A 14,155-nucleotide genomic window follows, 5' to 3' on the forward strand; every position below is an offset into this window, starting at 1 on the left:
TCGGATTTTTGGGTATTTGAAACAAGAAAGAAACAGGAGCGCAGGCAATGGTGGCGATCCGGGTAATCTATGACGAAAGTGCGGACCGGGCGGTGCCGTTGCCATCTTATGAGACCGCAGGTGCGGCGGGAGCGGACCTGCGGGCGAGTTTTCCGGACCGGAGCGCGGTGGTGATTTTGCCGGGCGCGCGGGTGTTGGTGCCGACCGGGCTGAGGCTGGAAATTCCGGATGGGTACGAAGTGCAGATCCGCCCGCGGTCCGGATTGGCGCTGAAACACGGACTCACCCTGCTCAACGCGCCGGGCACCATCGACAGTGATTATCGCGGTCCACTTGGTGTGATCATGATGAATGCGGGGCAAGAGCCGTTTGAAGTAGGGCATGGTGATCGGATCGCCCAAATGGTGATCGCGCCCGTGGTGCAGGCCACCTTCCACCTTGTCGAGGAATTGAGCGATACGGAGCGGGGCACGGGTGGCTTCGGTTCGACCGGGCGGGGCTGATGCTGCTGGTTTTCGCTCTTGCGGCGATCTTATGGGGTGTCGGGTACGCGAGCGGCGCATCGCGTCAGGCCCGCACCGTGATGCTGGCCGTGTTGTTCGCCAGCGTGCTTGCATTGCATCTGGTGTTGCCCGACGGGCATCCCCTGCGGCTGGCCACCGGCGAAGATCCGGCTCTGTGGCTGCTTTTGGGCGGTTTCGCCGGTTTGGCCGTTTTGTATGGTGCCGGAATACGGGCCCTGAAACGGCAGGTTGTTTCAAAGGACAAGGCTGAGATGATGGACGAGACCCAAGGGCCGCTTTTCACAACATCGGAGCTTGAGCGATACGCCCGCCATATTGTGCTGCGCGAATTGGGCGGGCCGGGCCAGAAAAAGCTGAAACAGGCGCAGGTCCTGGTAATCGGGGCAGGCGGGCTTGGCGCGCCTGCGCTGCAATACCTTGCGGCGGCGGGTATCGGGACGATCGGCGTCATCGATGACGATATCGTCGAAAACGCCAACCTGCAGCGTCAGGTGATCCATACGGACGGCCGGATCGGCATGCCGAAAGTGTTTTCCGCACAGGCCGCGATGGAGGCCCAGAACCCGCATGTTGTGGTGCGCCCGTATCACCGGCGGCTGGACGAAACGGTCGCGAGGGATCTTTTCGCCGCCTATGATGTGATTCTGGATGGCACCGACAATTTCGAAACCCGGTATCTGTCGAACCGCGTCGCAGCGGCGTTGGGCAAACCGCTTGTGTCCGGCGCGCTGTCGCAATGGGAAGGGCAGCTGAGCGTGTTCGACCCGGCGCAGGGGGGGCCATGCTATCAGTGTATTTTTCCCGAAGCCCCGGCACCTGGCCTTGCCCCCAGCTGCGCCGAGGCCGGGGTAATTGGACCTCTGCCGGGTGTTGTGGGCGCGATGATGGCTGTTGAGGCGATCAAAGTCGTGACTGGTGCAGGGCAGGCGTTGCGGGGCGAGATGCTGATTTATGACGCGCTCTATGGCGAGACCCGCAAGATCCGCCTGAAACGTCGTTCTGACTGTCCGGTCTGCGGGGGGGGCTGAAACAGGGCGCAACCGCCGGGCATGGCCTTTGGTCATGCACGGCTTGGCCCAACGCCCGGACAGTCCTCCGAAGGAGGGGGGCTCCGGGGGGCGGGAGCTCTGCGTTTAGCTTAACGCCCGATCCAGATCCGCGATCAGATCCTCGGCATCTTCCAGACCGACAGACAGGCGGAATATGCCGTCGCCAGCAAACGCGCGATAACTGTCGCGTTGGGCGCCCTCCAGCCGGAAAGACGTGTTCATCAGCGCTTCGGTTTCCATCCAGAAAATCAGGCTGCGGTGATGGCCAAGCGACACGGCATAATGGATGACTTCCATCCGGTCGATCATCTGCTGGGCCAGCGCCTCTCCGGTCGCAACGCCTCCAACCTGAAACGAGACCATGCCGGATGTGTTCGACATCTGCCGCCGAACCAGATCCGCCTGCGGGTGCGAGGCCAGACCGGGATACACGACTTGCGTCACCTTCGGATGCGATTCCAGCCACTCGGCCACGGCCAGCGCACCGGCCTGATGTGCTTTCATCCGCAGCGGCAAGGTCGAGGCCCCCCGGGCGATCAGCCAGGCGTTGAAAGGCGACAGTATGCCGCCATGATGAATGCCGGCTTCAACCCGCATCTGCTTGATCGGGTCTGCCCGACCCGCCACAGCACCACCAACGGCATCTCCATGACCACCGACGTATTTCGTGATCGAATGCATCACCAGATCGATCCCCAGTGCCGCAGTATCCATTCCCAGAGGTGAGGCAAAAGTTGCATCCGTCGAATGCAGCGCCCCGGCGTCGTGGGCCAGCCTGGAAACGGCTGACAGATCTGTCAGTCGCAAGATTGGATTGGCCGGAGATTCCGAGTGAACAAGTTTGGTATTGGGCCGGAGCGCCGCCGCGACGGCGTCCAAATTCGAAAAATCCACAGCCGTCACCTCGATGCCCATCCGGGGCAGGGTGTCGCGCGCCAGTTCCGCCACCCCGGCATAAGACACATCCGAAACCAGCGCGTGATCGCCTTTTGACAGAAACGTGAAAAAGAGTGCTGCAGCGGCGGCCATGCCGGATGCCAGGGCCAGACAGGCCTCGGTTCCCTGCAGTGCAGCAATTTTGCCTTCCAGCATGGCAACTGTCGGATTGGCCCAGCGTGTATAGCAATAGGGGCTGTCATCCGTCAGATCATGGGCTGAAAACCCTGACACCTCATGTGACACATATGCCGACGACATATGGATCGGGGGCGACGACGCGCCTGTCCCCACGTCAGGAGTTTCGCCGGCGTGAATGGCGGTTGTCATCAATCCGGTGGGTGTGTTTCGTTTCATGGCGGCCTCCTGACATGCGCTGTCAGCAGCGTCGGTGGCGGACGCGGGTTTGGCAAGTCCCCGCCCATGAAATGCATCACCCCTCTGGACATTGCCTCATGGCTGCATAGCTTGCCACTCAAAGGAGACCCCGATGACGAACCCGATCCTCAGCGACTGGCAGACCCCGTTCCAGATTGCCCCGTTCGACATGATTTCTGACGAAGATTTTGCGCCAGCGCTGGATGAGGCCCTGATTGCGCATCAGGCTGAAATCGACGCGATCGCAGGCAATCCTGACCCTGCAACCTTTTCCAATACGGTGGAAGCGCTTGAAGCCGCGGGTGAAGCAATGGACAAGGTTCTTTCCGTATTCTTCAGCGTGGCCGGGGCCGACAGCAATCAGGCGCGTGAGCAGTTGCAACGCGACTTTTCTCCCAAACTGGCAGCGCATTTCTCCGAGATTTCGTCAAACAAGGCGCTGTTTGCCCGCGTGGCAGACCTTTGGGCGCGCAAAGATGACCTTGGCCTGGCCGACGAACAGGCCCGTGTCCTGATGCTGACCCATCGCGGCTTTGTCCGCTCGGGTGCCGCACTGGAAGGCGCGGATGATGACCGGATGAAAGCCATCAAGGCGCGGCTTGCTGTGCTGGGAACAAATTTCACCCAGAACCTGCTGGCGGATGAACGCGACTGGTTCATGCCGCTGACCGAAGAGGATCTGGAAGGCCTGCCTGGTTTCGTTGTCGATGCCGCGCGCGCTGCCGGGGTGGAAAAAGAGGCCGGTGGCCCTGTGGTCACCCTGTCACGCTCTCTGATTGTACCTTTCCTGCAGTTTTCGCCCCGCCGCGACTTACGCGAAAAAGCCTATCAGGCATGGACCGCACGCGGAGCAAATGGCGGCGAGACCGACAACCGCGCCATTGCCGCCGAAACCCTGCAACTGCGTCAGGAGCGGGCCAAGCTGCTTGGGTATGACAGCTTCGCCGCCTACAAACTTGAGCCCGAAATGGCGAAAACTCCGGACGCGGTGCGCAAGCTGCTGATGGATGTCTGGGGTCCCGCCCGCGCCCGCGCCGAAGCCGATGCGGACGTGTTGGAAGCGATGATGCGTCAGGATGGTATCAACGCCGAGCTTGAGCCTTGGGACTGGCGCTATTACTCCGAAAAACGCCGCAAGGCCGAACATGATCTGGATGAGGCGACGCTCAAACCGTACCTCCAGCTTGACCGGATGATCGAGGCAGCGTTTAGCTGTGCCACTCGTTTGTTCGGGTTGGAATTCACACCGCTTGATGTTCCGCTTTACCACCCCGATTGCCGCGCATGGGACGTCACCCGCGACGGTGAACATGTCGCGGTGTTCATCGGCGATTATTTTGCACGCGGATCAAAGCGCTCAGGTGCATGGTGCAGTGCGATGCGCAGCCAGGCCAAGTTCCCCAAGGTGCAGACCCCGATTGTCATCAATGTTTGCAACTTCGCCAAAGGCGACCCGGCGCTGTTGTCCTATGACGATGCGCGCACGCTGTTTCACGAATTCGGCCATGCGCTGCACCAGATGCTGTCAAACGTGACCTATGACAGCATCTCGGGCACATCCGTCGCGCGCGATTTTGTCGAACTGCCCAGCCAATTGTACGAACACTGGCTGGAAGTCCCCGAAGTGCTGACCGAATTCGCCACCCATGCTGAAACCGGCGCCGCGATGCCGCAGGCGATGCTCGACAAGGTGCTTGAGGCTGCCAACTTCGATCAGGGTTTTGGGACAGTTGAATATGTCGCCTCGGCGCTGGTCGATCTGGCATTTCACGAAGGCGACGCACCGGCAGATCCGATGGCGAAACAGGCCGAGGTTCTGGCCGATCTGGGGATGCCGCACGCGATAGGTATGCGCCACGCGACCCCGCATTTCGCGCATGTCTTTGCAGGTGACGGATATTCTAGCGGCTACTACAGCTACATGTGGTCCGAAGTTATGGACGCCGACGCCTTTGCAGCCTTTGAAGAGGCAGGTGGTGCCTTCGATACGGAACGCGCCAAGGCGCTGGAAGACAACATTCTGTCGACCGGTGGCTCGAAGGACCCGGCTGACCTTTATACGGCATTCCGGGGCCGCCTTCCGGGGGTCGAAGCTTTGCTTAAGGGCCGGGGTCTGCTGGACGCGGCATGACCCGGGATGAATTCAACACCTTCTGCGCATCGTTCCGCGCCAGCACTCACGTTGTGCAATGGGGCAATGCGGATGTGTGGAAGGTGGGCGGCAAGGTCTTTGCGATCTGCGGCTGGAATGACGGGGCAGATGCGTTCACGTTCAAGGTGTCAGACCTTGCCTTTGAAATCCTGTCCGACATGCCGGGCCTGCGTCCCGCGCCCTACATGGCCTCACGTGGGCTGAAATGGGTGCAGCAATACGGCTCGCCTGGCTTGTCAGACCCGGAACTGAAACAGCACATCGCGGCGTCATACGACATGGTCGTCGCCAAGCTGAAGAAAAAGCTTAGACTTGACCTTGGGCTGTAACGTGGCGCCGCCTTCGGCGAGAGTATTTGTCAAAGAGAAGATAGAGGGACATGGTCATCTTCTCTTTGCAAATACTCAAAAACCACGGGTGGCTGAGGACGTATCAGTAGCCTAATGAGCGGTCCACCAGATGCAGGAAGGGTTCCTGGCTTTCGCCACGACGGATGTTTTCGGCGATGACTTCTGCAGCTGTTTCTGACCGGGTTTCCGATGCGATATGCGGCGTCACCGTCACCTTGGGGTGGGCCCAATAGGGATCATTGGCCGGCAGGGGCTCGGTTCGGAATACATCCAAAGTTGCATGGCCAACCTGACCGCTGTCCAGCGCTGCCAGCAGTGCATCATCGTCGATCAGCGGGCCACGTCCAGGGTTGATGATCACCGCGCCGCGCGGCAGAAGGGCCAGCGTTTCAGCGTTCAGGATATCACGCGTCGCAGGCGTGTCAGGCAACAAGAGGACGACGATTTCGGCACCGCTCAGAGTCTGCCGCAGGCCAACGTCCCCGTAAAGGCAGGTGACGCCGTCAATCGATTTTTCCGACCTGCTCCACCCGGTCACCGAGAAGCCAAGCATCGTCAACGCGGTTGCTGCATCCTGGCCAAGGGTGCCAAGGCCAAGGATGCTGATCGGGCGATCCCGGGCCAGAGGCGGGATGTCTTTGCGCCAGACACCGTCCTGGCCAAGGATATGCGCATCCATCCCCAGATGATGACGCAGGACATGGCCGGTGACCCATTCGGTCATGCCACGGCTTAGCCCGTGATCCACCATCCGTGCCAACGGAACGGTCAGCGTCGTGTTTGGCGCGACGTCTTCGACCCCGGCCCACAGGTTCAAAACCGCTTTCAGACGGGTGTAGGGCGTGAAATCCTGCACGTCGCTGTTGGGCGCATAGACGATATAGTCAACCTGCTCGGGCGCAAAGTCGGTGCGCAGATCGAAATCGACGCCGGCCTTGGTCAGGGCGCGGGTCAGGGGGCCTTCGTAGACGGACCAACGCTCTGCCTTGGCGGCAAACAGGACATTCACAGTCATCGGGAAACCTTTATCTGGGTCGGTGGATATGGGCGCTTTGCACAAGGCCAAAGGCCCCCATCAGCACAAGCATCGCCGAGCCGCCATAACTGACCATTGGCAGGGGCACGCCCACGACCGGTGCGAGGCCCATGACCATCGACATATTGACGGCAAAGAACAGGAAAAAAGTGACCGCGACACCCAAGGTCATCAGCGACGAAAACCGATCACGACAGGACAAGGCCGTGGCGATGCAGAACAGGATGATCAGCGTGTAGAGCCCCAAAAGTGAGATGCCCCCGACAAAGCCGAATTCCTCGGCCAACGTCGTAAAGATGAAATCGGTGTGCTTTTCGGGCAGAAAGTTCAGCCGGCTCTGGGTGCCCTGCATGAACCCGCGTCCGGTCCAGCCGCCAGATCCCAGCGCGATCTTGGATTGAGTGATGTGATATCCTGCGCCCAGCGGGTCGGTGGACGGGTCCAGAAACGTGTCGATCCGGCGGTACTGGTAGTCCTTCAACAACTGCCAGTCAGTGCCCCGGCTTTCGAAAACGGCAGATACCAAACCGACACCAGCGGCGATGACAGCGGCGAAGTAAGCCCAGTGAACGCCGGCCAGAAACATCATCGCTCCGCCCGCAGTCAGCAACAGGATCGAGGTGCCGAGGTCGGGCTGACGCAACACGAGGAACGTGGGCAGAAGGATGATCAGGACAGGGATCAGCACCCAGAAAGGGCGCGAATTGCGCTTGGCGGGCAGCCAGTCGTAATAGGCGGCCAGAAACATCACCAGCGTGATCTTCATCAACTCGGATGGTTGCAAACGCATGAAACCCAGGTCGATCCAACGTTGCGCGCCCATTCCGACAGCGCCGAAAAACTCAACCGAGATCAGCAACAGGATCGACATGCCATAGGCCACAGCGGCCATGTTGCGCCAGAACCAGATCGGCACCATGGCGACCATGAACATGCCGGTCATACCAAGGGCAAAACGTTTCATCTGTGGTTCGGCCCAGGGTATAAACGACCCCCCAGCTACGGAATACAGCATCAGAAACCCGACACCCGCCACAGACGTCAAAAGCAGAACCAGTGGCCAGTTCAGAAACAGAACCTTGCGCAGGCCGGTCGGCGTGGATTTGACGCGGGTTTCAAGATAACTCATGCCCGGTCGCTTCCGCTTGCGGCCTTGAGCAATTCGCGTTTCAGGCGCTCTTGCTGGGCCTTGATGCGACCCTGATCTTTTTTCGGATAGGCAGCGAGTGGCGGAGTGTCACCATAAAGCGCCTGCAACAGGACATCGCGGGCGATCGGGGCAGCGGCCTTGGATCCCCCGCCGCCATGTTCGACCACCACTGAAACCGCATACTTCGGGCGATCAAACGGGGCGAAACACACGAACAAGGCGTGGTCGCGCCGCTCCCACGGCAGATCTTCGTTGCGGATCACCCCGGCGGCGCGTTCTGCGGCCGTAATGTTGCGAACCTGACTGGTGCCGGTCTTGCCCGCCATCCGCTGACCGTCGGCAATGATACGGCTGGAATAGCCTGTACCGCGTCGGTTGTTTGACACCTCATACATGCCCCGGCGCACGTGGCGCAGATGGTTTTCGTTCAATCCCATCGGCTCCCCTGTGCCTTTTGGCTGTTCGACCCCGTCAATCGATTTGACCAGCCGGGGTTCGATACTGCGCCCGGTGGCAATGCGGGCCGTCATCACGGCCAGTTGCATGGGCGAGGCCAGCATAAAGCCCTGTCCGATGGACGCGTTGGCCGTGTCGCCGATCAGCCAGTCCTGCCCGTGGACACGTTGCTTCCATTCCTTGTTCGGAGCCAGTCCGCTGGCCACCGCCGACATCGGTATATCGTGGCGCATCCCCAGGCCAAATCGTTTCGCCATGGCCGAGATCTTGTCGATCCCGACTTTCAGAGCGACATCATAGAAATAGACGTCGCAGCTTTGTTTGAGCGAATTTAGCAGGTCCATGTGACCGTGCCCGCCCCGCCGCCAGCAGTGGAACCGGCGCCCCGCGACTTCAAGAAAACCGGGGCAATACACGGTGTCATCCGATCCGATCAGCCCGTCTTCAAGAGCCGCCAACGCGGTGATCATCTTGAAGGTCGATCCGGGGGGATAAATACCTTGGACCGATTTTGAGGCCAGGGGGCGGAAGTTGTCTTCGGTCAGCCCGCGATAATCGGCAACTGAGATGCCGCGCACGAACAGGTTGGGATCAAAGGTCGGCGACGACGCGATGGCGCGCAGATCGCCGGTTTCACAATCGATGATCACGGCCGACGCACTTTCAAGCCCCAGCCGCGCCTGCACATAGTTCTGCAGTTGCGCATCCACCGTCAGCTGTACATCGGCGCCGGGCTGCCCCTCTTGCCGGTCCAGTTCCCGCATCACCCGCCCTGTGGCGTTGACCTCGACCCGTTTGGCCCCGGCCTTACCGCGCAGCAACCCTTCGCGCTTGGCCTCCAGACCAACTTTGCCGATCTGAAAACGCGGGATGCGGAGCACCGGTTCAGGGTCTTCGATACGGCTGAGGTCATAGTCGCTGACCGGGCCGACATAGCCCACAACATGGGCAAAATCCGCCCCCAGCGGATAAACTCGGGTCAGGCCGACCTCGGGCGTGATGCCGGGCAATGCCGGGGCGTTGACGGACACTTTTGAAATGTCTTCCCATCCGATCCGGTCGGACAGGGTAATCGGCAGAAATGGTGGGCTGCGCCGCATCTCGGCCCGTGCCCTGTCCAGATCTTCGGGGTCAAGTTCGATCAGATGGGACAGGTTTGCGATGACCTTGTCGACGTCGCCTGCATCTTCACGCACGATGACGATGCGATAGCTGGGCACGTTCTGTGCAATCGTGTTGCCGTTGCGGTCAAAGATCTTGCCCCGTGCGGGCGGGATCAGGCGGATGTTGATGCGGTTCTCTTCGGCCAGCAGCCTGAACTGGTCCGCCTGATCGACCTGAAGATGTCGCATCCGCATCGCCAGACCGCCGGCAAAGGCCATTTGCAGACCGCCCATAAGCAACGCCCGTCGCCCGGTTTTACGCTGCAAAAAGCCCAGTTCGCGTGGATTGCGTCTCATGCGCGGGCTCCGATTGCTTCGGCGTCACCCGGGGTCAGCTTGCGGACACGCAGAACGAAATGTGTGACCAGCGCGGCGACGGGATAGAACAACATGGTCAGAATCATCTGGATCAGGACCGGGCCCAGTTGCGCCTGGTCGACGGCAAGCACCCACAGTGTAACACGGTTCAATACCGTAATGCCGATAATGGTCAGACAGACGGCCAGCCATTCCCCGGCAAAACTGGCTTCGCGCATGCCGGCCGCGCGGGTCATAAGGTATGTGCATCCCAGAAGGACGAGGGCCGCCATCAATCCCGGTGGCCGCTGCAACAGCAGATCGGCCAGGAAAAACACAAATGCAATTGACAGGGCCGGGGCGTAATCCGGGCGTCGCAGCACCCAGGCGAACGTGAACGCCAGCAACACGTCAGGAGGGGCCAGACGGCTGGGCAACGTGCTAAGCGGCAGCAGGTGGCAGAACATCGCCAATAGCGCCAGCCCGATGAAAGCGCCCCGCATCAACCACAGGTGCGATGGTGACATGTTAGCCATCTCCATCCCCTTCAGCTTCGGGTGCGGGGTCATCGATGGCCACGGCAGACCCGATAAGCCCGCCCGGATCCGAGATATTTTCGGTGCCGTAGTGGCGTAACACCCTCAGGAACTCTAGCCGTTCGAAATCAGCCGACAGCCGCACGCGCAATCGTCCGGTGGGGTCGGCGGCGACTTGCCCTATCAGCAGCCCGGCAGGAAAAACGCCGCCATCGCCCGAGGTGATCACGCGGTCGCCGGGGCGCACCAGATCGGGGTTTTCAAGAAACGCCAGCAAAGGGGTCGCTGTGTTGTCGCCCGCGATGATGGCCGTCTGGCCCGAGGGCTGGATATGTGCAGGCACCGAACTGGCGGCATCGGTCAGCAGGATCACCCGCGCCGTATTCTGCCCGGTGCCCGAGATTCGACCGACAAGCCCGATGCCATCCATCGCTGCCCAGCCGTCAATGACCCCATCGCGCGCGCCGACATTCAGCAGCACCGACTGGCGGAATGGCGACCCGCTGTCGGCCATCACAACGCCGGTGATATAAGTCAGTCGTGGGTCCAGCCGCACATTGTTCAGATCCAGCAACCGAGCGTTTTCCTGCTCAAGCTGCAGCGCGGCCTCTTTCCAGGCCTGCATCTGTCGCAACTCGCTGCGCAATTCCTGGTTCTGTTCGGCCAGCCGTTGATAGCTTTGGAAATCGCGGACCAGGTTGATGAACCCGGTGACCGGGGCCATCGCCCAATCCATCGAGGGCACCACCCGGTCGACCACCTGCGCGCGAAAGCGTTCCACCCGGGGGCTGTCGATGCGCCAAATCAGAAAGACACCCAGCAGGCACAGCACCAGTATCCCCAGGATCAGACGACGCAGGGGGGTGGTATAATCCTCGCGCTGTGATCGGTCCTTGGCCAATGGGCTCCTTTCGGCGCACCCGGCGCAACGTTCTCAGCCGTACTGCGAAAAAATGCGCGCCTTAGCTTTCGTAGTCAATCGCGTGGCGTAGCTGTTTTTCGAATTCCAGCGCTTTGCCGGTACCCAACGCCACACAGTTCAGGCTTTCGTCGGCAATCGACACGGCCAGCCCGGTTTGTTCGCGCAGCGCCAGATCCAAATCGCCCAGCAACGCGCCGCCGCCGGTCAGCATGACGCCCCGGTCAACGATATCAGCAGCCAGATCGGGCGGGGTTGCTTCCAGCGCGGTCATCACGGCTTCGCAGATCGCCTGCACCGGTTCGGCCAGCGCTTCGGCCACCTGGGCCTGGCTGACTTCGATTTCCTTCGGGACGCCGTTCAACAGGTCACGTCCACGGATCTGCATCGAGGCTCCGCGCCCGTCATCGGGCATCCGGGCTGTGCCGATGCTTGTCTTGATACGCTCAGCCGTTGATTCGCCGACCAACAGGTTTTGCTGACGCCGCAGATAGCTGATGATCGCCTCGTCCATCCGGTCGCCACCGACGCGGACCGAGCGGGCATATACGATGTCGCCCAGCGACAGAACTGCCACTTCGGTGGTCCCGCCACCAATGTCCACGACCATGTTGCCGGTCGGATCGGTGATCGGCATGCCGGCCCCGATGGCCGCAGCAATCGGTTCGGCAATCAGGCCGGCGCGACGGGCGCCAGCGGCCAGAACCGACGAGCGGATCGCGCGCTTTTCAACCGGAGTCGCGCCATGCGGCACGCAGACGATGACCTTGGGTTTTGAAAAGGTCGACCGTTTGTGAACTTTGCGAATGAAATGCTTGATCATTTCTTCGGCTGTGTCGAAATCGGCAATTACGCCTTCGCGCATCGGGCGGATCGCCTCGATGCTGCCGGGGGTACGGCCCAGCATCAGCTTGGCGTCCTCACCTACGGCAAGAACCTTCTTCACGCCGTCCTTGACGTGATACGCCACAACCGATGGTTCGCTCAGGATCACGCCACGACCTTTGACATAGACCAGCGTGTTTGCTGTTCCGAGGTCAATTGCCATGTCGGATGTGAACAATCCGCCCAAGTTTCCGAAGATCGACATGTATCCCGTGATCCTGCCTGAAAATGTTTATTGGTAACCTGCGACTCGCCAGACGCAGGAAATGTGGTTTATAGGGCGCGTCGGTCCCGTGTGAAAGGGTCGAATCCACGCAGATCAGCGCCAATCCGCTTCCGGCGCTTCAAAGGGTATACGCGCAATGCTGTCCTACCAACACATCTATCATGCGGGAAACCTTGCCGACGTCCAGAAACACGCGTTGCTGGCATGGATGCTCAGCTATCTCACACGTAAGGACAAGCCGCTCAGCTATATCGAAACGCATGCCGGGCGGGGTCTTTATCAGCTGGATGCAACCGAGGCGCTCAAGACCGGAGAGGCTCAGGCCGGGATCGCCAAAGTGCTGGAAACAGGCGGTTTTCAGGATCACCCGTTGATGAAGGCGGTCGCCGATATCCGGGCGCAATACGGCGCGATGGCCTATCCGGGATCGCCCGTGCTTGCCGCCAACCTGCTGCGTCCCGGCGACACGATGCATCTGGCCGAACTGCACCCCCAGGAATACGCCGCCCTAAAACAGGCGATGCGACCTTTCGGGGCCAATGTCTATCGTCAGGATGGCTACGAATTGGCCCAGTCAATCACCCCGCCAACACCGCGACGGGGGCTGGCCTTGATTGACCCGAGTTATGAGACTGAAAGCGACTATAAAGACATGTCGACCCGCATCGCGCGGTTGCACCGAAAGTGGAACGTCGGGATCATCGCGCTTTGGTACCCGATCCTGACGTCAGGGGCGCATGTATCGATGCTTGATGCGCTTGAGGCCCAAGACCTGCCGGACGTATTCCGGCACGAAGTCCGGTTCCCACCGGTGCGCGACGGCCACCGGATGATCGGATCAGGTCTGTTTACCGTGAACGCGCCTTATGGCATCAAGGATGCGGCGGCCGAGATCGACAAACTGTTTGGTAAGATCCGGTAAGCTGGATAAGTGTCACCCGTGTCGGGTAATCGCGGTTTCCAACTGGTCCAAAGCGCGGGATAACCGCGCGCGGGTGCATCCGATATTGAGCCGGGCAAACCCGTTGCCTTCTGGCCCAAAGGCCTGCCCGGACGTTACGGCCCATTCTGCTTTTTGTCTTAGGAACGCAGTCAGTTCGTCAGGGGGCAGGCCCAAGGCCCGGAAATCCAGCCACAGCAGGAACGTCCCTTCAGGGTCGATCAGATCAACCTGAGGCAGCCGGGCCAGCCGGTCACGCACAAGGTCAAGATTGCCTTCGATATAGTCCAGAACGGACTCCAGCCATGCGTCTCCCCCGGCATACGCCGCCTGCATTGCTACATTGGCAAACGCGTTGTTCTTGTTGACCGTCAGGCGGCTGTTCGCAGCCATAAACGTTGCACGGCGGGTGTCATCCGGCACCACGGTAAATGCCGAACAACAGGCCGCGATGTTGAAGCTTTTGGCGGGCGACAGACAGGTCACCGAATTGGTGGCAAACTCTGACCCCAGCGACGCAAACGGGACATAGCGGTGCCCGGACAGCGCCAGATCGCCGTGCATTTCGTCGCTGATCACCAGAACTTTGTGGCGCGCACAAATCTGGCCCAGCCTGCGCAACTCGCTTTCTGTCCAGACCCGCCCCATCGGATTGTGCGGGTTGCACAGCAGCAGTACCTTGACGTCCGGATCGCGGGCGCAGCGCTCAAGCCCGTTAAAGTCAAAACTGTATCGCCCGTCAGCCAGAACCAACGGATTGCGCACGATTTTTCGGTCATTCTCGCGCAGGATATCGTAAAAATCAAAGAACACGGGTGGCTGAACAATCACCCCATCGCCTTGTTCCGTGGACCCGCAAAGTGCCATCGACAGGGCGTTCAACACGTTTGGCGCCCGCAGGATATGCTTGGTCTGCACGGTCCAGCCATGCCGCCGCTTCAACCAGCCGGTCAGCGCAGGCATCAGCCCGTCCGGCACGGTTTCATAGCCAAACACGCCATGATCCAATCGGGTCTGCATGGCCCGCGTCACGCAATCGGGCGCGCGGAAATCCATATCGGCAACGCCTGCCGGAAACAGATCCATCCCGTCCGCGCCCAGCACACTGCGATGGGTTTTGAGCGCTGGAACCTCACGGCGATCGATTTCTTAGTCGAA

General features: G+C 60.5%; 13 protein-coding genes. 5 read left to right on the plus strand and 8 right to left on the minus strand.

All coding sequences use genetic code 11. The features are described 5' to 3' along the window. Positions 1–47 precede the first annotated feature (47 nt). Both dut and FOY56_RS11430 read left to right on the plus strand, forming a co-directional pair. Positions 48–503, plus strand: coding sequence for a dUTP diphosphatase (gene dut, locus FOY56_RS11425; RefSeq protein ID WP_146345967.1), 456 nt, complete (start codon positions 48–50; stop codon positions 501–503). Then, positions 503–1,552, plus strand: coding sequence for a HesA/MoeB/ThiF family protein (locus tag FOY56_RS11430; protein ID WP_146345968.1), 1,050 nt, complete (start codon positions 503–505; stop codon positions 1,550–1,552). The genes dut and FOY56_RS11430 overlap by 1 nt, the downstream gene beginning before the upstream one ends. A gap of 105 nt (positions 1,553–1,657) precedes the next feature. Here FOY56_RS11430 and FOY56_RS11435 read toward each other — a convergent pair whose 3' ends face one another. Further along, positions 1,658–2,866 carry a trans-sulfuration enzyme family protein gene (locus FOY56_RS11435; RefSeq protein ID WP_146345969.1) on the minus strand — a complete coding sequence of 403 codons (1,209 nt, stop codon included), beginning with the start codon at positions 2,864–2,866 and terminating at the stop codon, positions 1,658–1,660. A 133-nt stretch (positions 2,867–2,999) separates the two neighbouring features. Here FOY56_RS11435 and FOY56_RS11440 point away from each other — a divergent pair, with 133 nt between their 5' ends. Both FOY56_RS11440 and FOY56_RS11445 read left to right on the plus strand, forming a co-directional pair. After that, entirely contained in the window at positions 3,000–5,018 is a 2,019-nt protein-coding gene (locus FOY56_RS11440; RefSeq protein ID WP_146345970.1) for a M3 family metallopeptidase, read from the plus strand. Continuing rightward, the gene (locus FOY56_RS11445; RefSeq protein ID WP_146345971.1) at positions 5,015–5,368 is read left to right on the plus strand and encodes an MmcQ/YjbR family DNA-binding protein; all 354 of its coding nucleotides are present in this window, start codon (positions 5,015–5,017) and stop codon (positions 5,366–5,368) included. Before FOY56_RS11440 ends, FOY56_RS11445 begins: the two co-directional genes overlap by 4 nt. Before the next feature lie 103 nt (positions 5,369–5,471). On the opposite strand, the gene FOY56_RS11450 is transcribed toward FOY56_RS11445, so the two are convergent. The 6 genes from FOY56_RS11450 to FOY56_RS11475 all read right to left on the minus strand — a co-directional run bounded on the left by FOY56_RS11450 (position 5,472) and on the right by FOY56_RS11475 (position 12,036). After that, complete coding sequence (locus tag FOY56_RS11450) at positions 5,472–6,404, minus strand: 2-hydroxyacid dehydrogenase (protein WP_146345972.1); 933 nt, start codon at positions 6,402–6,404, stop codon at positions 5,472–5,474. Between the two features lie 10 nt (positions 6,405–6,414). After that, positions 6,415–7,554: a rod shape-determining protein RodA gene (gene rodA, locus FOY56_RS11455; RefSeq protein ID WP_146345973.1), complete on the minus strand. Its 1,140-nt coding sequence runs from the start codon at positions 7,552–7,554 to the stop codon at positions 6,415–6,417. Next, positions 7,551–9,491, minus strand: coding sequence for a penicillin-binding protein 2 (gene mrdA / locus FOY56_RS11460; RefSeq protein WP_146345974.1), 1,941 nt, complete (start codon positions 9,489–9,491; stop codon positions 7,551–7,553). The genes rodA and mrdA overlap by 4 nt, the downstream gene beginning before the upstream one ends. Beyond that, positions 9,488–10,027, minus strand: a complete 540-nt coding sequence (locus FOY56_RS11465) for a rod shape-determining protein MreD (protein ID WP_146345975.1) — start codon at positions 10,025–10,027, stop codon at positions 9,488–9,490. The genes mrdA and FOY56_RS11465 overlap by 4 nt, the downstream gene beginning before the upstream one ends. Beyond that, positions 10,020–10,928 carry a rod shape-determining protein MreC gene (gene mreC / locus FOY56_RS11470; protein ID WP_146345976.1) on the minus strand — a complete coding sequence of 303 codons (909 nt, stop codon included), beginning with the start codon at positions 10,926–10,928 and terminating at the stop codon, positions 10,020–10,022. Before mreC ends, FOY56_RS11465 begins: the two co-directional genes overlap by 8 nt. 61 nt (positions 10,929–10,989) lie before the next feature. Next, entirely contained in the window at positions 10,990–12,036 is a 1,047-nt protein-coding gene (locus FOY56_RS11475) for a rod shape-determining protein (RefSeq protein WP_146345977.1), read from the minus strand. A gap of 157 nt (positions 12,037–12,193) precedes the next feature. On the opposite strand from FOY56_RS11475, the gene FOY56_RS11480 reads away from it, so the two are divergent. Next, on the plus strand, positions 12,194–12,979 hold the full coding sequence (locus FOY56_RS11480; RefSeq protein WP_146345978.1) for a 23S rRNA (adenine(2030)-N(6))-methyltransferase RlmJ: 786 nt from the start codon (positions 12,194–12,196) through the stop codon (positions 12,977–12,979). Positions 12,980–12,991: 12 nt separating this feature from the next. On the opposite strand, the gene FOY56_RS11485 is transcribed toward FOY56_RS11480, so the two are convergent. After that, entirely contained in the window at positions 12,992–14,143 is a 1,152-nt protein-coding gene (locus FOY56_RS11485) for a MalY/PatB family protein (protein WP_281288825.1), read from the minus strand. Positions 14,144–14,155: the final 12 nt, after the last annotated feature.

Source organism: Falsiphaeobacter marinintestinus, from assembly GCF_007923355.1.
GTDB lineage: Bacteria > Pseudomonadota > Alphaproteobacteria > Rhodobacterales > Rhodobacteraceae > Phaeobacter_A > Phaeobacter_A marinintestinus.

Excerpts from the sequence above, each read along its gene's own strand:
- dut (WP_146345967.1), top strand. The coding sequence starts at position 48 with ATGGTGGCGATCCGGGTAATCTATGACGAAAGTGCGGACCGGGCGGTG.
- FOY56_RS11480 (WP_146345978.1), top strand. The coding sequence starts at position 12,194 with ATGCTGTCCTACCAACACATCTATCATGCGGGAAACCTTGCCGACGTC.
- FOY56_RS11430 (WP_146345968.1), top strand. The coding sequence starts at position 503 with ATGCTGCTGGTTTTCGCTCTTGCGGCGATCTTATGGGGTGTCGGGTAC.
- mrdA (WP_146345974.1), bottom strand. The coding sequence starts at position 9,491 with ATGAGACGCAATCCACGCGAACTGGGCTTTTTGCAGCGTAAAACCGGG.
- FOY56_RS11445 (WP_146345971.1), top strand. The coding sequence starts at position 5,015 with ATGACCCGGGATGAATTCAACACCTTCTGCGCATCGTTCCGCGCCAGC.
- FOY56_RS11465 (WP_146345975.1), bottom strand. The coding sequence starts at position 10,027 with ATGGCTAACATGTCACCATCGCACCTGTGGTTGATGCGGGGCGCTTTC.
- FOY56_RS11435 (WP_146345969.1), bottom strand. The coding sequence starts at position 2,866 with ATGAAACGAAACACACCCACCGGATTGATGACAACCGCCATTCACGCC.
- FOY56_RS11450 (WP_146345972.1), bottom strand. The coding sequence starts at position 6,404 with ATGACTGTGAATGTCCTGTTTGCCGCCAAGGCAGAGCGTTGGTCCGTC.
- FOY56_RS11440 (WP_146345970.1), top strand. The coding sequence starts at position 3,000 with ATGACGAACCCGATCCTCAGCGACTGGCAGACCCCGTTCCAGATTGCC.
- FOY56_RS11475 (WP_146345977.1), bottom strand. The coding sequence starts at position 12,036 with ATGTCGATCTTCGGAAACTTGGGCGGATTGTTCACATCCGACATGGCA.
- rodA (WP_146345973.1), bottom strand. The coding sequence starts at position 7,554 with ATGAGTTATCTTGAAACCCGCGTCAAATCCACGCCGACCGGCCTGCGC.